The sequence below is a fragment of the Rheinheimera metallidurans genome, assembly GCF_036983985.1.
In the GTDB taxonomy this organism is placed as follows: Bacteria; Pseudomonadota; Gammaproteobacteria; order Enterobacterales; family Alteromonadaceae; genus Alishewanella; species Alishewanella metallidurans.
Genome location: NZ_JALAHQ010000002.1, coordinates 600,976 through 620,026 on the forward strand (window position 1 = coordinate 600,976; position 19,051 = coordinate 620,026).

The following is a 19,051-nucleotide window of genomic DNA, read 5'->3' on the forward strand; positions in this document are numbered from 1 at the left end:
CTAAACTGCCTTAATTCGCGGTAGTTCATGGCTAACTATTGATAAATGTTCATTAGCTACGAGATCACAATTGCCGTCAGAGGGCATAAATGCAACTTGCTCATTTAGTAATAGCTGGCGAATAGCCTCAACGTCGTAGTTATTACAGGCTGTTTTTAACATGCCCAATAACTGCTGCATTGCACTCCAGCTTAATGCCGTTTCGTTTGCTTTCATAATCCGCGGGTGATCAGTTTCTTGCTCGTTACCACTAATTAAAAGTTCTTCATACAGTTTTTCGCCTGGCCTTAGGCCAGTAAATTGAATTTCAATATCACCGCTGGCGTGCACATCATCTTTTACTTCTAACCCCATCAAATGCACCATTCTTCGCGCCAAATCAGCTATTTTAACCGGCTCGCCCATATCTAACACAAACACATCACCGCCCTGTCCCATAGCACCGGCCTGAATAACCAACTGTGCGGCTTCGGGTATGGTCATAAAATAGCGAATAATATCTTTATGGGTTACGGTGATAGGGCCGCCACGGCGAATTTGCTCGCGAAATAACGGCACCACAGAGCCACTTGAACCCAGCACATTACCAAACCTAACCATACAAAACCGCGTGCTACTTTGACGCTGTGATAGGGCCTGAAGCACTAGCTCAGCCATGCGTTTAGTTGCACCCATAACGTTGGTTGGCCGTACGGCTTTATCAGTAGAAATTAAGACAAAGGTTTCAACACCAGAGTTAATTGCCGCCTCGGCCGCGCAATGCGTACCAAAAACATTATTAAGCACGCCTTCAGTAACATTAAATTCAACTAAGGGTACATGTTTATACGCCGCAGCGTGATAAACAGTTTGTACGCCAAATGCGCGCATGACATTTTCTAATAAACTCTGCCGTCTCACCGATCCCATAATAGGAACCAACTTAATATCTAATTGTTGCAACTTGATTAACGCAGCAAGCTCCTGTTCAATGCTGTATAACGCAAACTCTGAACATTCAAATAGTACTAGTACTTTGGGTTCATATTTAATAATTTGCCGGCATAACTCTGAACCAATAGAACCGCCAGCGCCAGTAACCATGACCGCCTTATTAGCAATGTTAGCTAACATTAGTTTATTTTTCGGTGCCACCGAGTCACGGCCTAGCAAATCCTCTATTTTTACGTCTTGTAATTCATCAATACGCATTGAGCCATCGATTAAATCACTCATTCCAGGTATTGATTGTACTGGAATTGGCAGCTCTTCTAGCGCATCCAATACTTCTCGGCGTCTTGCTCGACTTGCCGATGGCACTGCCAGCAAAATTCGGTTGATATTGTGGGTTTTTATTAAGTTAGATATTTGGGTTTGTGCACCAACCGGCATGCCTAATATAGTAGAACGATGCAATGTCGTGTCATCATCAACAAAGACTACCGGGTGATACTGTTCACCATTCATTAATGCTTGTGCTAGTTGCCTACCCGATGAACCTGCTCCATAAATTAAAACTCGTTCTTTATAGCCATTATTGCGTTGTACCAGAAACATGCGTGCCAATAAACGTAAACCGCCAGATGACACTAGCGCTAAAATAGCATAAACAAAAATAAGGTTGCCTTTATCGTGGATCTGAAATAAACCAAACAATAATGCAAGAATAAATGTACTACTGACTATCCCCGCTAGCACTGCACCTAGTGCATGTTGGCCGATATAGCGAATAACTGCTCTATACAAACCTAATTTAGTGAAAATAAACAACGTTATTGGCAATGTAATAGCAAAAGCTAGTGCAATTTGCGGTACGTGGTTTAAATTAGTTTGCTGAGTTAAAAAATAACCTGCTACTAATGAGCAAACTAGTAAAACTATATCGGCACAAACTGAAATTAGCCGCTTAACCGAACGCGGCAAGGCTAGTAACCAAGCTAGCATTTAAAGCTCCAAGTATTTTTAGCAATATATTGCAGTGACGCTATTATAACAGCTAATTAGGCATTTCACCGTTATCCGCAAGATTGGCGGCAATTAACTTATTAAGCCACTGCTGAAATTTCGGGCCTAAATTAATATCACGCAAGCCATATTCAACAAATGCCTGCATATAACCAAGTTTATTACCACAATCATGGCTACGGCCAACAATATGGTAAGCATTCACATGCTGCTGTTTCATCAATATCGCAATAGCATCTGTTAGCTGTATTTCATCACCGGCACCCATTGGCGTATGTTTTAACGCATCCCAAATCAGCGGTGTAAAAACATAACGCCCCACCACAGAAAGATTTGATGGTGCGTCTTCCACTGCGGGCTTTTCAACGATGGCGGTCATATTAACAGAATCTGCCGACAATAAATTATGGCCGCCTATATCAACAACACCATAACTACTAACACTTTCCATTGGCACTGGTTCAACCATCACCTGACTAACACCGGTTTCGCTGAATAATGCACACATTTGCGCTAAGTTATCGCGTTTTAGGTTACTGTCATAACCATCAATTAATACATCGGGTAGTACCACTGCAAAGGGCGCATCGCCAATCAATGGCTTGGCACATAACACGGCATGGCCTAGCCCTTTCGCTTCGCCTTGGCGCACATGCATAATGGTGACGTCTTTTGGGCAAATAGCCTGCACTTCATCCAAAAGTTGGCGCTTAACCCGCTTTTCTAGCATTGACTCAAGTTCAAAGCTTTTATCAAAGTGGTTTTCAATACTGTTTTTTGACGAGTGCGTTACCAGTACAATTTCTTTAATACCCGCAGCAATACATTCCTGCACCACGTATTGTATTAATGGCTTATCTACTACAGGTAGCATTTCTTTGGGAATGGCTTTCGTAGCTGGCAGCATTCTAGTGCCTAACCCTGCCACTGGAATCACCGCTTTGGTTACTTTATTGTTACTGGTCATATTTTTACGTCCTCGTATTACCCGTTCGTCCATATAACCCGCTATATTAGCATTAATGCCCAGTTATAAAAAAGACAACGCTAGGCATAAGTTGATTCATTGGCAACTATATGACCAGATTAACCCTAACCATCATGCCTTAACGTTAACTCGGTGCTAAAACTATTAACGCAACAAGCCAACCGCATCAACTACGGCATTATGGTTAGCCAATTCAGGTTTTATTACGCTAAATGCACTATGGCGCACCAACACACAAATAATATCGGCGTCTAATGCACTGCGTACGTCAGTTAATACTACCTCGGGCTGGCTAAACTGTTTGGGTAAAGCAGTTATATTGGGTTCGACAATCAACAGTTGGCAGCCAGTATCGGCTAGCTCAAGAGCAATATCTAAGGCTGGGCTTTCACGTAAATCGTCAATATCAGGTTTAAACGCCAAACCCAATACCGCAACCTTGGCATGACTTCGGCCAGCATCTGGGTTGGCTTTATGCCACACATCCAATTGCTGTTTTACTTTATCTAATACCCACTCTGGTTTACTGTCGTTTACTTCGCGAGCCATTCGAATAATACGCGCTTGATCAGGGCATGAGTCAACGATAAACCATGGGTCGACAGCAATACAGTGGCCACCTACACCGGCGCCAGGTTGTAAAATATTGACTCTTGGGTGGCGGTTAGCTAATGAAATAAGCTCCCACACATTAATATCTAACTTGTCGCAAATCATCGATAGCTCGTTAGCAAAGGCAATATTAACGTCGCGAAAACTATTTTCAGTCAACTTTGCCATTTCGGCCGTGCGCGAATTGGTAATAACACAGTCACCTTTAACAAAGGTTTTATAAAGTGCTACGGCTGCAGCCGAACATGCCGGTGTCATACCACCGATAACGCGGTCATTTTGCACTAATTCACGTAATACATGGCCCGGCAATACCCGCTCTGGACAATGCGCAATGCGAATATCTGAACTTTCGCCATGGCTTTGTGGAAAGGTTAAGTCAGGCCGCGCTATCGCCAACCATTCCGCTATTTTTTCTGTGGCCCCAACTGGAGAAGTCGATTCGAGTATAACCAAGTTGCCTTGTTCTAATACCGGCGCTAATGCCTGACAGGCTTTTTCAATATAGGTTAAATCAGCAACATGATTTTCTTTAAACGGTGTCGGTACGGCAATAATAAAGGCATCAGCAGCAGATACCTTAGTAGACGCGGACAAATAGCCTTCAGTAACTGCCGCTCGTACAATAATATCTAAGTCTGGCTCTACAATATGAATGCCACCACGGTTTATGGTTGAAACGGTATTTTCATTAACATCAACACCATACACCCGTACTTTACGTGAAGCGAAAACAGCAGCAGTAGGTAAACCGATATAACCCAAACCAATAACCGATAATGTCTTAAACATCATGAAGAACTCCAAAAGATAAGCGTAAGAGGGTTAGCATACTGCGTCTGGCTGAATATAAACCGAATGAAATTGCATACAATAAAAGAAATATATAACATTTTACTCGAATCCCTCTAATCCCTCCAAACCTCCCTTTATAAAGGGAGGCTTTATTTCCCCTCTTTCATAATGAGGGGGTACGGGGGAGATTTAGGAGATTAAACCTGATCTCTTTCAACACTGACAACAAATCTGTTGTCACTTTTCGATTAGAGAATCGTAACACTGTCAAACCAAGTGAAGCCATTATATTATCTCGTATAGCGTCATATTCACGTGCATTTGCATGGTCATGTATTTCACCATCAAGTTCAATAACTAGTTTTGCCTTAGCGCAGTAAAAATCAGCTATATAACCAGCAATTGGTTTTTGCCGGTAAAACTGCATACCGCACAACTGTTTTTTTCGTATCGCGTGCCACAGTATGAGCTCAGCGTCTGTCTGGTTAGAACGTAACGTGCGAGAAAATGCTTTCAGGTTTTTATTATATGGCAGCATACAATCCCTCCAATTTCGCCGAACCGCCTAATCCACACAAACATCCTAATTCCTCCAGACCTCCTAATCCCTCCAAACCTCCTAATCCCTCCAAACCTCCTAATCCCTCCAAACCTCCTAATCCCTCCAAACCTCCCTTTATAAAGGGAGGCTTTATTTTTCCCCCTCTTTCGTAAAGAGGGGGTTAGGGGGAGATTCGGGAGGCTTTACCCCCCTCTTTCGTAAAGTGGGGCAAGGGGGAGATTCGCATTCACCCCTTTCTCCTGCAACAACTTTTGCAGTGTGGCTTTAGCACTATCATCGCCGTGCACAATGCGCACTTGCTGTGGCAGTTTTTTCATGCCTAGCACAAAGCGTAATAAACCTTGTTGATCGGCATGCGCCGAATAACCAGATAAGCTAATAATTTCAGCGCCAATGGTTATACGCTCGCCGTCGATATTAACATAACCGCCTTTGGGGCCATATTGCGTAATAGCCGCACCTAAGGTACCGCGTGCTTGATAACCAACAAACACCACTTGGTGCACGGCGTCTGGCAATAATGCTTTTAAATAATTAACTACCCTGCCGCCTTCACACATACCACTCGCGGCAATAACAATTGCTGGTTGGCGGGTGCTGGCTAAGTATTGCACCAAGGCTAAATGCTGCTCATGGCTGTCAACAGTATGCAGCTGCTCAAAGCTAAGTGGATGCCGGCCTACTTTTAAACGGTGTTTAGCTTCTTTATCCCAGCGCGATTTTAAGCTGTTATAAGCGTCGGTAAAACGTGCAGCCAAGGGTGAGTCGACAATAATTTGTAGCTCGTCCCAGCTAAGTGCTTGATGAATTTTCTGCCCGCGCAGCCGGTGCATAATGGCTTCAAGCTCATATAACAACTCTTGGGTACGGCCAATACTAAAAGCCGGAAACAACACCGTGCCGTTATCTTGCAAGGCATGCAGTAATACCTGCTCTAACTGTTTAACTCGCTCGCGTCTATTGGGGTGTAGCCTATCGCCATAGGTGCTTTCTATTACTACCGTATCAGCCGCATACGGCGGTTTAGGTGCGGGCAGTAAAGGTGCGTAAGGTGCGCCTAAATCACCAGAAAACACGGTTTTATACGGTTTGCTTGTTGGTTTACTAGCTGAGCTGTTAGTTGGTACGTTGTGGCGCAGCTCTACATAGGCCGAACCTAAAATATGCCCCGCTGGTTGCAAACGCAGTTGCAAATTAGCATCAGCTAGCACAGGTAAATTAACCCATTGCTTAAACTCACACGCCACTAGCTGCCGGTTAATTTTAGCCAAAAAAGCGGCAATAAGCTTAGTGTCGCGGGTTACACCCACTTTAAGGGCATCTTCCAATACCAATGGCAGTAAGGTAGCCGATGCTACTGTGCAATAAATTGGCCCAGTAAAACCGGCAGCTAATAAATACGGAATACGCCCCACATGGTCTATATGCACATGGGTAACAATGAGCGCTTTAATATGCGTAACAGGAAAATTAATTTGTGGTGAACTCGACGAGCCAGAACCAGATACTTCAGCGCCTTGAAATAAGCCGCAATCAATCAGCAGGCCATAATCGTCACTAATGCGGTATTCATGACAAGAGCCTGTAACGCCATCTACCGCACCGTGGTGAATAAATCTCGGGCTTGAATATATGCTAGACATGCTGTCACTCCAGAAACTAAGCGAAGCTAAATGCTAACAAATTAAATTCAAATTAGTAACATGAGCGGAGAGTATAAACGTAATAAAGATACCGACGTTTGATTAAATAAGGTGAGAAAATCTAGCATAGCGCTAATAATTTACGGCAGTTTGGTAAAATAAAGTGGGTAAAATAGTTGGCATCTACTGACACCGAATATCTCTAGCATAACTAAATGGCGTGTTAACTAAATTACCAAGACTATTACTCGTCACTTGCTGACGTACAGCACGGAAAGCGGCTTTATCACCACACAAAAAATCAATATCTACCGATTCACGATACTCATTAATTTCAAGCGCAATACGGGTGCCACCACCAAATAAAATATTGTGTTGTTTAAGGTAATCGCTATTAAAGTTTTTCAAGCTACTTGCAATTAGCTGGTTCTGAAAACAGCGACTATTTACGCTACAAAACATACACCAGCGCTGGTTATATGTCCAGTTAGGCTAGTCATTACCAAATAAATCGCGGGTATACACCTTAGTATCTACATCAGCTAAAGCATCGCTGCGTCTATTCGCCACTATGACATCGGCGTATTGCTTAAACTCAGCTAAATCACGTATTACTCGGCTGTGGTAAAAATGCTCCTGCTCAAGCTCAGGTTCGTATACTACTACCTCTACACCCTTGGCCTTTATGCGCTTCATAATGCCTTGAATAGCAGAGGCGCGAAAATTATCTGAACCGGTTTTCATTACTAAGCGAAATATGCCCACTACCTTAGGGTTACGCGACAGTATAGATTCAGCAATAAAATCTTTACGAGTGCGGTTAGCATCAACAATAGCCTGCATAATGTTATTCGGTACATTTTTATAATTCGCCAATAACTGCTTGGTATCTTTAGGAAGGCAGTAACCGCCATAGCCAAAGCTAGGGTTGTTATAATGGTTACCAATACGCGGGTCTAAGCCGACGCCTTCAATTATTTGCCGTGAATTTAAGCCATGGCTTTCAGCGTAGCTATCCAGCTCATTAAAATACGCCACCCGCATTGCAAGATAAGTGTTAGAAAACAGCTTTATCGCTTCAGCCTCAGTACTATCAGTAAACAATACCGGCACATCTTGCTTTATTGCGCCTTGTTGCAGTAACGCTGCAAACTGCTTAGCACGTTCGCTTTGTTCGCCAACTATTATCCGGCTTGGGTATAAATTGTCATATAATGCGCGGCCTTCACGTAAAAATTCCGGTGAAAACAAGATATTTTCGCAGTTAAATTTTTCACGTACACTTTTAGTGTAACCCACTGGCACGGTTGATTTAATTATCATTACCGCTGTTGGGTTAATAGCTAATACGTCAGCAATTACCGCTTCAACACTACTGGTATTAAAATAATGGGTTTGTGGGTCGTAATCGGTTGGTGTGGCAATAATAACAAAATCAGCATCGGCATAAGCTAGCCGTTTATCGAGCGTTGCGGTGAAACTTAAGTTTTTATTCTGTAAAAAGTCAGTAATTTCTTTATCGTCAATGGGCGATTTCTTGTCATTTAATAACGCTACCTTATGCGGCACAATATCTATAGCAACAACATGATTATGCTGCGCCAGTAACATGGCGTTAGATAAACCAACATAACCCGTACCAGCAATAGTAATTTTCATTTTTCCATCCATTTTAGTAGCTTATACCAACGAATCGCCATGCTACAGTAGCAAAGCTTAACGAAAAGTTAAGAGCGAAATTATTCACAGCCTTTTAAACCCTACCATAACGATCAGAAAGCCGAACAATATCGTCTTCACCTAAATACGCCCCAGTTTGCACTTCAATAATTTCTAGCGGCATATTACTGGGATTCTCCAGTGCGTGCACCGCGCCAATAGGAATATAGATTGACTGGTTTTCATAAAGTAAGGTTTCAGTACCATTAAGTGTTACTTTTGCCATGCCTGAAACCACGATCCAATGTTCAGAACGGTGATGATGCAGCTGCATAGATAACTTCTCACCCGGCTTTACCGTTATGCGCTTTACCTGATACCGCTCGCCACTATCAATTGCCTCGTACTTGCCCCAAGGTCGGTATACTTCGCGGTGTATTTTATACTCACTGCGCCCTGTTGCTTTTAATTGCTGCACTATAGCTTTTACAGCTTGTACTTTATTTTTTGTTGCTACTAATACCGCATCTTTAGTTTGTACCACCACAATATTGCTTAAACCCACGGTGGCAACTAAGCCAGTTTCAGCAAACACATAGTTATTGCTACCATCAATATCCAGCACATCGCCTTTATGCACATTACCGACACTGTCTTTTGCACTAATGTCCCATATCGATGCCCAAGAACCAATATCATTCCAGCCGGCATCTATTGCTACTACTACTGCCGCGCGGGTTTTTTCCATTACTGCGTAATCTACTGAATCACTTGGGCAGGCTATGAAAGCATCATAATTAACGCGAATAAAATCTAAATCTGGGTTTACGTCAGCCATTGCGCGCTCGCAGGCGATATATATATCAGGTCGATGCTGTTTTAGCTCAGTTAAATACACGCTGGCCTTAAACATAAACATGCCGCTGTTCCAGTAGTAATCACCGCTAGCAAAATACTGCTGGGCGGTAGTTAAATTGGGTTTTTCCACAAACTGCGCCACGCTATAAGCATCACCTAATGCCGCACCACGCTTTATATAGCCATAACCGGTTTCAGCTGCGGTAGGCACTATGCCAAAAGTCACTAAGTTATTGTTGTTCGCCAACACGTCAGCTTGCGCCAAGGCTTTGATAAACTCCGTATTATTGGCAATAACATGATCTGCGGCTAACACTAGCAACAATGGGTCAATGCCCTGTTTAAGCGCGGTAAAAGCAGCAAGCGCAATAGCAGGTGCAGTATTACGCCCAGTGGGTTCTAAAATAATATTATGATCAAGCTGGCTAATTTGTCTTAGCTGCTCGGCGGCAATAAAACGGTGTTCTTCGTTACAAATTACTAAAGGCGGTAAGGTTTTTATACCAGCTAGGCGCAAAATAGTGGTTTGCAACATAGTGTGTTCGCCATGCAGCGTTAAAAACTGCTTTGGCATTAAGTCACGCGACAAAGGCCATAATCGGCTACCTGTGCCACCAGCCAAAATAACAGGCAAGATCATGTTTACCCCTTAGCGCTATAGTTATTTGTGCTAGTCGTAATACTCTGCAGCAGAAAACGGCAATGCCCGCTGATCTTTTTCTGACAAGATTATTTGCATGGTTTCAGGCCAATTTATTGCAAGTTGTGGATCGTTCCAGCAAATACTGCGCTCACCCGCTGGGCTATAGAAATCTGTCGTCTTATAAAATACATCAGCATACTCTGACATCACTAAAAAGCCGTGCGCGAACCCCGGCGGAACCCATATTTGCTGACGGTTTTCTGCAGACAGGATATTAGCAGTCCACTGGCCAAATTGCGCAGAGCTGCGGCGTAAATCAACAACGACATCATAAATCTCACCATGCAATACGCTAACTAACTTTCCCTGCGGTTGAATAATTTGATAATGTAAGCCGCGCAGAACGTTTTTAACTGAGCGTGACTGGTTATCCTGAACAAAGTCAAAGCCACTAACCTGTTGATGAAACTCTTGCTGATTAAAGCTTTCGAAAAAATGGCCACGTGCATCCTTATATATCTTAGGCGTTAGCAGCAGCACATCAGCTAATGACGTTTTCGTTACTTGCACTTTACTGCCCCTGAATTTGTTGCCATTCAACAAACGTTAACGCTAACTGGCTTTGCCAGCTAGGTAACTGAATATTAAATGTTTGTTCAATTTTAGTGGTATTTAATCGCGAATTAAGTGGCCGTTTTGCAGCGGCGGCATATTGCAGAGTATTTATTGGGTAGCAGTGCTGTAAGTTTAACTTTAAGGCTATTCCCTGCTGTATAGCCAACGAAAAAATGGCTTGAGCAAAACCGTACCAACTGGTTTCCCCTTTGGTAGCCAAATGATAAATACCACTTAGTTTATGCCCATGCTGTAGTGCTTGCTGCAATGCTGAAATAGTCGTTTGTGCAATAAGTTTGGCTGGTGTCGGCGCACCTATTTGATCGCTCACAACGCGTAGGCTTTCATGCTGCATGCCCAGTTTAAGCATGCTGCGCATAAAGTTATTGCCACGCGCGGCATATAGCCAACTAGTGCGAAAAATTAAATACTTATCGCAGTGTTGTTGCACCGCATTATCGCCATCAAGTTTAGTACGGCCATATACCGATAACGGGCTAGTCACGTCGGTTTCTTGCCATGCTGCAGTGCCATTACCCGAGTACACATAATCTGTAGAGTAGTGCACTAACCACGCCCCGCATTGCTCCGCTAGTGTAGCCAGTGCAGAAGGTAAGGCAACATTCATAAGATAAGCAGCGTGCGGCTTTGTCTCGGCTTCATCTACCGCCGTCCATGCCGCAGCGTTAACAATAATATCAGGTTTAAATTCAGCGATACGTGCTAACAACACATCAACATTTACAAAATCTACATCAGCACGGTTTAAGCAATAAACGCGCCCTACTGCGGTTAAATATTGTGCCAACTCGAAGCCTAACTGTCCGTTAGTAGCAAGTAATACAATATTATAATGCGCTGCGTTTAGATGCATAAGGGGATTATACGTTAGATCATACCATTCATCTTTTTACCCGATCCCCGCTACCTTTACCCGACACCGTCATAAAAATATATTTAAAGTAATTAGCAATAGTTAGCGTGGCTAACATTTGCGCATCGGTTTTAGCTAATAACTCAGGTGTGGACATATCAATGTCATTTACTTGAGCTAAACCGGTGATGCCAGGTCTAGCGGCAAGTACATTCAGCCGCTCGCGCTCGGCTATTAATTCTTGTTGATTAAACAAACTCGGCCGCGGGCCGACTAGGCTCATATCACCGCATAGTACATTCCATAACTGCGGTAACTCATCTAATTTGGTTCTACGCAAAAAGCCACCGAATGGCGTAATTGCGCTGGCGTTGGCTAAATGGCTAGCAACATGCGCCGTATCGGGTTTCATGGTGCGAAACTTTACTAAAGTAAAAGGCTTTTTATTGCGCCCTACCCGCTGCTGGCAGAATATTGGCGAGCCAGTATCGAATAAACCAATAATGGTTAGAATAACCAGCACCGGAAAACCAAAAAACAAGCCGAAAAAGGCAAAAATAACATCTAATAACCGAATTAACATAATTTCTCTTCAATAAAACAACGCTTTATGCCTTCTTCAACCGTGATTGGCGGCATCCAGCCTAAAGTTTCTTTGGTATGACTTATATCTACCTGCAAATTACCACATAAACGGTCTATCACCGCTTGCTTACCGGTTAACTTGCCTGCCAGTTGTAACCAACTCATGGGTACAGGTATTAACCACGGATTTTTTCCAGCGGCAAGGGTCATCATTTGCAGTAGTTCTGTGGTAGAGATATCTTGATCATCGCTAACTAAAAATGTTTGATTAGCTGCTTTAGGATGGTTAATACAGGTAATAATCAGATCAAGCAGATTATCTAACGCCACCAAGCTACGCTTGTTGTGAATGGCGCCCAGTGGCAAAGGGTAATTTTTTTCTGCCAGATGCATCATTGACGAAAAGTTGCCTTTTACACCTTGCCCATAGACTAACGGTGGACGAATTATAACTACTTCCATGTTCGTTTGCTCGGCTATGCTTCTTAAGCCCGCTTCAGCCTCGGCTTTTGAAATACCGTAGGGATCGATAGGATTAGGTTGATGCGAGGCATTAAATATATTATCTGTCAGTGTTTGTTCACCGTTTACTTTTACTGAGCTAATAAAGATGAAGCGTTTAACCCCTAGTGCAGCAGCCTGACGGGCTAAATTTAAGGTTCCGGCGGTATTTACCGCACGAAAAGCCTGCATTGGGTCTTCAGCGCTATCGTTCATTTGATGCACTCTGGCAGCAGTATGAATTACTACGTCAGGTTTCGCCTCGACTAACAACGAACACCAATCAGTATTTGCATCTAGTTGCGATAGCAGTATGTTATGCGCTGCAAAACCAAATGCTAAAGGGCTGCGAGTAACAGCTGTAGTGCAGTAACCTAAGCGTTGCGCTTCGCGCAATAACGCCGTGCCGACAAAACCATTAGCGCCAGTAATAACTACATTTTTAATCATTAACAATCTCAGATGTCAACTCTGCGTACAAAGCAAAATACGCGGCAACAGTATTAGTAATATTGTATTTTTGTAAAGCGAGCTTGCGGCCGGCTTCGGCCATTTCTCTCCGCTTTATTGGATTATTATACAAATATTCGATAGCATCGGCCAAGGGCTCAACTTGACGCACAGGAACTAATAAACCAGTTACATTAGGGATAATAGCATGTCTACAACCTGGCACATCGGTGGTAATTATAGCGCGGCCACAAGCAGCAGCTTCAATTAGTACTTTAGGTAAGCCCTCTCGATATGAGGGCAACACCACTAAATTGCTTTGTGAAAATACTTGCGGAATGTCTTCCCTGAAACCCAAAAAATTAAGTAGCTGTTCTTTTTCAAGTTTTTGAATTAAATCGGGTAAAACTGATGCAGGATTACCTTCATCGGTGTCGCCAGCGACCCAAAATTGAATGTCTGGATACTTAGATTTTACCAGCCTTGCAGCTGCTACAAATTCCAAAAAGCCTTTATCTTTTAATAATCGAGCAGCAAATGTAACTGTAAATGGCACTAACGGTTCTGGTTCAAACCGATATTTATCTAAGTCTACCCCTGCTCCATTTATAATTCGGGCTTTTGGCTGAACTACTATGCCTGCGCTTAAAAAGCTTTGCATATCCGACTCATTTTCAAATACAGCCAGTAAATTGGGGTGTGCAAATACTCTTTTATATAAAAAACTAACCAAACTACGCACTAATACTGCACGCATACCATGATGAATAAACACATAACCTAAACCAGTAACCACCGCTAACACGCCAGGAACTCTAGTAAGGCGCGCCGCTAAGCCCCCATAAATAACGGGTTTAATTGTCATTAAATGTACTAATTCGGGTTTTAACCGACGGAACAAGGTTAGTAAATAGAAAAACGATTTAAATTCTGAGAAGATATTTTTACCGCTACGGCTTAATGGAATAATGTGGTGTGTTAAGCCAGCAGCTATAATTTGCGGAATTTCGGGCCCAGCCATAGTAGCCACATGAACATCATAGCCTTGTGCTTTCGCTTCTTGTGCTTCCGGTAACCAATGCGATAAAAAAAACTTGGCAATATTTACTACAAAAATCATTTTAGGTTTATCACCTTGATACAATTGTAGATGTGTTTTGATAACTAGTTTTATATCAAATGCCTGTTCTGCTAACTGCCTCCCTGCTAGCCCCATATTGCGGCGTAATACTTTATCGTTGGTGAGTTGTAATATAGCATCTACCAAGCCCGCAGACTTTTTAACCGGCACCAATAATCCCGTTACATTGGGCGTTACCGCATCACGACAGCCCGGCACATCTGTGGTTATAACCGCTCTACCACAGGCAGCCGCTTCTATCAGACTTTTCGGTAACCCCTCGCGATATGAAGGTAGAACAACGACATTAGCTTTAGCCATAATATCATTGATATTTTTTTGATAGCCCCAGTGTTCTATTAAATTTTCACTTAACCAGCCGTCGATATCTGCACTGGATACAGACTTTGGGTTACCCTCATCGGTATCACCGACTAATACCATTCTTACTGATGCACCGCAATGTTTCAACTCACGTGCAGCCTCGACAAACTCCAAAACACCTTTATCAATCAGTAAACGCGCCACCAACATAATAACCGGAATAGCATCAGGTTCAGGTTTAACATCATAACGACTTAAATCAACACCTGAACCTCTAATCATCACTACCTGCGAGGGCTCGATAACACCCAAATCTAGCAGCAGTTGTTTATCATCAGGGTTTTGAAATATGACCTTGGTATTACCAGAGTGTAAAGCAAAGCGATACAACTTAGACACTGCAAACCGCAGCATACTGGCTCTTAGTCCTCGGGCAATAAAAATGTAGCCTAAGCCAGAAATAGATACCACACGCTGTTTTGTTTTTAAAATACGACTAGCAATGCCACCATAAATAACCGGCTTAATAGTAACAAGATGTACAATATCTGGTTTTACTTTGCGCAGCATAACAAAAATGCCTTTAAACGCACTAATTTCTGCAAGTAACCCTGTGCCGCTGCGCGATAAATCAAGTTGATGTAAAATAAAACCTAATGACGCAAGGTAATCAGCTTGATCAGTGAAATTACAAGCAAGATGAATTTCGTAACCTTCACGTTGTGCAGCCATTGCAATGGGCAAGCGATGCGAGACGAAAAACCAATCAACGTTTACAACAAATAACAGCTTTTTCATTTATGGTATTTCTCGTACCAAGCTTGAAACATAAGAATATCCCATAACTGATACTGCCAATTACGCTTACCACTAAGGTGCTCTAACCACATTTTCCGAATTTTAGTAACATCAAAAAAGCCTTCTTGCTGCAAACGCTGCTCGGCAAGTAAATTATCAGCCCAAGCTTTTAATGGGCCGCGTAACCATGTATCTAATGGTACAGCAAAGCCCATTTTAGGCCGTTCTATCAAATGTTCTGGTACATATTTATACAGTATTTGTCTTAAACACCATTTGGTTTTCGAGCCTTTAATTTTCATTGCCATTGGCAAGCGCCAAGCGTGTTCAAATAGCTTATGGTCTAAAAAAGGTACCCGAGTTTCTAACGACACAGCCATAGCAGCTCGGTCTACTTTGACTAAAATATCGTCAGACAAATAACTTAACGTATCTTGAGCCATCATCTGCAAAATAGGGTCTAAAAAATTAGCTTTACGCTTAGGATCAGTTAACGCTGTTAATGGCTCTTTGCTATTAAGTACAACACTTTCTGGGTTTTGCCAATGCGATACTAAGCCTAAATATAACTGTTCTATCGTTTTAGATGGCAGCACCAATGCGGCTTTATGCAACTTGTCGCCCATGTTACTAAGGCGCCATCGCGCTGGCACTAATACCGATAACGCGTTCCATACTTTAATAGGTATTGCCGTTAAGCACCATGCTGCCATTTTTCGTAGCACTACCGGTATACGGCTTAATTTATGCCACGTTCGAGCCGTTAATATATAACGGTTATAGCCGCAAAACACTTCATCGCCGGCATCGCCCGATAACGACACCGTTACTTGCTGTTTGGCAATTTTTGATACCAAATAAGTGGGTATTTGTGAAGAGTCAGAGAAGGGTTCGTCATAAATATCAGCTAATTTAGGTATAACCGCCAGTGCATCTTCAGCAGTGACATAAAGATCAGTATGTTCAGTTCCTAGATGATCTGCTACGGCTCTGGCAAACTCAGCTTCATTAAAACGCTTATCGTCAAAACCGATAGAAAATGTTTTTACCGGCGTATTCGACTGCGCCTGCATTAACGCAACGATAAGTGACGAGTCTACACCACCAGACAAAAAAGCTCCCAGCGGTACATCTGCCGCCATCTGCCCTTTAACTACATTTTTCAAGGTTTGTTCTAACTGTTGTAGTTGTTCAGCTGCGGGCAACGTACATAGGTTTGCGGCGGCTTGCGCCATTGTATCTTTAGCCGACCAATATATATCTGTGGTTTGTTCTAAACTGGAATTTAAGGTCATTATAGTGCCAGGCAGTAGCTTATAAATGTCTTTATAAATAGAGTACGGCGCCGGTATGTAGTTATGACGTAACAGTAAAGTAATAGCATCACGATTTATTTCTGGTGCGAAATTTGGATGAGCACGCAATGCATTTAATTGCGAACCAAACAAAAAACAACCATTTTGCCAGCCATAATAAAGCGGCTTTTCGCCAAAACGATCTCTGGCCAATTGTAATTGCTTAGTGTCTCTATCCCACAACGCTAAAGCAAACATACCCGTAGTTTTAATCAGTGTTTGAAATAAGCCCCACTGCTCAATAGCCGCTAATAAGGTTTCGGTATCTGAATGGCCCAACCAATTACGTGGCGTAATAGCCTCAAGCTCAGCTCGAAGCTCAAGATGATTATAAATTTCACCATTAAACGCTATAACATAGCGTTGTGACGATGAATGCATGGGCTGATGCCCTGCAGCCGACACGTCAACTATAGCTAATCGCCTGTGCACTAAACCAATATTTTCATCGTCGGACCAAGTACCGGAGCTATCTGGCCCACGGGTTTTAATAGCATTACCCATATCACTTAATATTTGATTAAAATCAAAATCAGAGTTTTTAATAGACCAAAAGCCAGAAAAACCACACACTATACATATCCTTTAAAATTAATTGTTTTGCTAAACATTACCAAAAACTCTGATTACGTTGTCATTAAAATCTTGTGAGTAGTCTTTTGTATCGGCCCAACAATTAATAGCATTCAACTTCAAGCTGTCATAAACATCACGATTACTTATAGCATTAACAACTAAATTATAAGCATCATTATCATAATAAATTGAGTTATGATTATGATGACAATAATTAGCAATTTCACCTACTGGAGTTACTATTGGAACTAGGCCCAGTTGCATAGCCTCAACAACTGACATTGCCATTCCTTCATGATCAGATGTATTAAAGAAAAATTTAGCGGTTAAAATTTCTTTCGAGTACTTATTAGGCTCTTTGGGTCCCATAAAGAGCACTTTACCGTTTAAATTCAGCTCAGAGACTAAATTTTGAAGATTTTGTAGCTCACCACAATCAGGGCCATAAATATAAAAAATCGAATTTTCATTAGTAGCAGACAATTTATGAAACAGAATAATAGCTTTATCCACTCTTTTCACTTTAGCTAAGCGCCCCCAAAATACAAAGTTATTATGCCTTTCTAAATTAGACTCAGAATAAAAACTATCTAATTTAACAAAAAAAGAAATAACATGAGATTTATGTTCAGGAACAAATTCAACAATTGATAACTTAGTAGCTTGAGAATCACACCACACTTCATGCGAAAACTTAATTGCCGCTTTTGAAATAATCTTCTCAAAAAAATGTCCAAATTTACTACTATGTAAAAATGTTATTAATTTAACCTTTGGCTTAAAACCAATTTTAGATAGAAGCAAATATGTAAGGCCAACAATAGAAGATCGCCAAAGAGAACATAGTAAAATATCAGGCTGCTGTTTACATAAAAATCTAATCCCATTAAAGTAAAAGCCAAAAGAGTTAAGCTTGCAATCTGGCGAAATAGACGTAATATGCTGTTTATTTGTTAGTAAATTCCCACATAAAAAAACAGTTGTTATATCCAAATCGTTTTTTACAACTAATGAACGAGCGGCATGTTCAACGCCACCTATACCGTCCTTTGGTATCATATGAAAAAACTTCATTTATAACCTTACAAAATTAAATTTCAAACTACAATAAGTAATGTTTATCTCTTACCGTCACTCTTTTGTTTATAGCGTCAGGTTCTATTAATACATTGTCATATTTATATATTTCGCTACTGTAACTTAAGGCCACCTTTAACAGTCCAGTTGTAAATATAAAGACCAAAATTAATGCTCTATTAGAACGTTTAGAAGCAAAAGAAGATGAGTAAATTAAAACATAAAAATAAGGCAATATAAAAATCAAGGATAATCTATTAATAATAACTTCAAAATTGAAGAAAGTCAGATAAATTAAAACATAAAAAAAACTCATATTAAAAAGTATCGGCTGGGTATTTTTTTCTTTTAACGTGTTATAAAAGTAAAACATTACCATTAACGAAAACAGCTTTTCAACAAGCCCAATTGAAATTCCATACGGTTTAATATCAATAAAATAGTATAAATACCGTGCTTCTAATTGAAAATAATTAGCTACATATTCTACAATTATATCCAACAAAAAATTTGGCAGTAAAAAAAGACCAAAAAACGCTACAGCAACAGCTATAATCAATAAATTTTTTCGACTAATCCACTTATTAAAAACAAAAACAACTAGAAATAATAAACTAGAAATATGGAACAGACTAGCTAATAATATCCATAAAACAGCCGTGTTCCATTTAATTTTGCCTATTCTTGGTATTGCTTGCATTGCAATAACAATACCTAAAGCATTTCGATATGAATCAATAAATAATATAGGTGCTAACGCCATCAGTAGAAAATAAGCAAGAGAAGGTGATATGCAGTGTATTTTCAACAACCTGTTAAAAAAATAAATAAATATTAAAAAATATAATGCTTTAAAGACCTGATAGTTACCATTAAAAACACTCACTAAATTCATTAGAAATGTAAAACCAGGCTCCAAACCCAATGAAGTGTTGTTATACATTTCAAGATAATTATACCAGTCAGTGCCAATATGACCGCTTAAGCCGTAAAAAGAAAAAAATACAAAACCGCACATTATTCTAGACAAGTGAAAGACTTTTCGCTTCAGAATAAATTTTTCAATGACAAA

Annotated in this window: 16 protein-coding genes; all 16 read right to left on the minus strand. The window is 41.2% G+C overall.

Annotated elements, in window-relative coordinates; all coding sequences use genetic code 11:
• The 16 genes from MN199_RS08170 to MN199_RS08245 all read right to left on the minus strand — a co-directional run bounded on the left by MN199_RS08170 (position 1) and on the right by MN199_RS08245 (position 19,009).
• Complete coding sequence (locus tag MN199_RS08170) at positions 1–1,923, minus strand: polysaccharide biosynthesis protein (RefSeq protein WP_335739048.1); 1,923 nt, start codon at positions 1,921–1,923, stop codon at positions 1–3.
• 52 nt (positions 1,924–1,975) lie between these two features.
• Positions 1,976–2,911 (minus strand): UTP--glucose-1-phosphate uridylyltransferase GalU, encoded by a 936-nt coding sequence (gene galU, locus MN199_RS08175; protein ID WP_132584213.1) that lies wholly within the window; start codon positions 2,909–2,911, stop codon positions 1,976–1,978.
• A 165-nt stretch (positions 2,912–3,076) separates the two neighbouring features.
• A complete protein-coding gene (gene wecC, locus MN199_RS08180; RefSeq protein ID WP_335739049.1) occupies positions 3,077–4,339 on the minus strand; it encodes a UDP-N-acetyl-D-mannosamine dehydrogenase in 1,263 nt (420 codons plus the stop codon).
• A gap of 163 nt (positions 4,340–4,502) precedes the next feature.
• The gene (locus MN199_RS08185; protein WP_132584217.1) at positions 4,503–4,877 is read right to left on the minus strand and encodes an endonuclease domain-containing protein; all 375 of its coding nucleotides are present in this window, start codon (positions 4,875–4,877) and stop codon (positions 4,503–4,505) included.
• A 206-nt stretch (positions 4,878–5,083) separates the two neighbouring features.
• Positions 5,084–6,544 carry an MBL fold metallo-hydrolase gene (locus MN199_RS08190; RefSeq protein WP_335739050.1) on the minus strand — a complete coding sequence of 487 codons (1,461 nt, stop codon included), beginning with the start codon at positions 6,542–6,544 and terminating at the stop codon, positions 5,084–5,086.
• 183 nt (positions 6,545–6,727) lie between these two features.
• Positions 6,728–6,952 carry a nucleotidyl transferase AbiEii/AbiGii toxin family protein gene (locus MN199_RS08195; RefSeq protein WP_335739051.1) on the minus strand — a complete coding sequence of 75 codons (225 nt, stop codon included), beginning with the start codon at positions 6,950–6,952 and terminating at the stop codon, positions 6,728–6,730.
• Between the two features lie 84 nt (positions 6,953–7,036).
• A complete protein-coding gene (locus MN199_RS08200) occupies positions 7,037–8,203 on the minus strand; it encodes a nucleotide sugar dehydrogenase (RefSeq protein ID WP_335739052.1) in 1,167 nt (388 codons plus the stop codon).
• A 94-nt stretch (positions 8,204–8,297) separates the two neighbouring features.
• Entirely contained in the window at positions 8,298–9,701 is a 1,404-nt protein-coding gene (locus MN199_RS08205; protein WP_335739053.1) for a mannose-1-phosphate guanylyltransferase/mannose-6-phosphate isomerase, read from the minus strand.
• A 30-nt stretch (positions 9,702–9,731) separates the two neighbouring features.
• A complete protein-coding gene (rfbC, locus tag MN199_RS08210) occupies positions 9,732–10,274 on the minus strand; it encodes a dTDP-4-dehydrorhamnose 3,5-epimerase (RefSeq protein WP_335739054.1) in 543 nt (180 codons plus the stop codon).
• Between the two features lies 1 nt (position 10,275).
• Entirely contained in the window at positions 10,276–11,193 is a 918-nt protein-coding gene (rfbD, locus tag MN199_RS08215; protein ID WP_335739055.1) for a dTDP-4-dehydrorhamnose reductase, read from the minus strand.
• A gap of 28 nt (positions 11,194–11,221) precedes the next feature.
• Positions 11,222–11,776, minus strand: a complete 555-nt coding sequence (locus tag MN199_RS08220; RefSeq protein WP_335739056.1) for a sugar transferase — start codon at positions 11,774–11,776, stop codon at positions 11,222–11,224.
• Positions 11,770–12,729, minus strand: a complete 960-nt coding sequence (locus MN199_RS08225; RefSeq protein WP_335739057.1) for a UDP-glucose 4-epimerase family protein — start codon at positions 12,727–12,729, stop codon at positions 11,770–11,772. Before MN199_RS08225 ends, MN199_RS08220 begins: the two co-directional genes overlap by 7 nt.
• Positions 12,722–14,971 carry a glycosyltransferase family 4 protein gene (locus tag MN199_RS08230; RefSeq protein ID WP_335739058.1) on the minus strand — a complete coding sequence of 750 codons (2,250 nt, stop codon included), beginning with the start codon at positions 14,969–14,971 and terminating at the stop codon, positions 12,722–12,724. The genes MN199_RS08225 and MN199_RS08230 overlap by 8 nt, the downstream gene beginning before the upstream one ends.
• The gene (asnB, locus tag MN199_RS08235) at positions 14,968–16,899 is read right to left on the minus strand and encodes an asparagine synthase (glutamine-hydrolyzing) (RefSeq protein WP_335739059.1); all 1,932 of its coding nucleotides are present in this window, start codon (positions 16,897–16,899) and stop codon (positions 14,968–14,970) included. Before asnB ends, MN199_RS08230 begins: the two co-directional genes overlap by 4 nt.
• Before the next feature lie 30 nt (positions 16,900–16,929).
• On the minus strand, positions 16,930–17,976 hold the full coding sequence (locus MN199_RS08240; protein ID WP_335739060.1) for a glycosyltransferase family 4 protein: 1,047 nt from the start codon (positions 17,974–17,976) through the stop codon (positions 16,930–16,932).
• A gap of 28 nt (positions 17,977–18,004) precedes the next feature.
• The gene (locus MN199_RS08245; RefSeq protein WP_335739061.1) at positions 18,005–19,009 is read right to left on the minus strand and encodes an EpsG family protein; all 1,005 of its coding nucleotides are present in this window, start codon (positions 19,007–19,009) and stop codon (positions 18,005–18,007) included.
• Positions 19,010–19,051 lie beyond the last annotated feature (42 nt).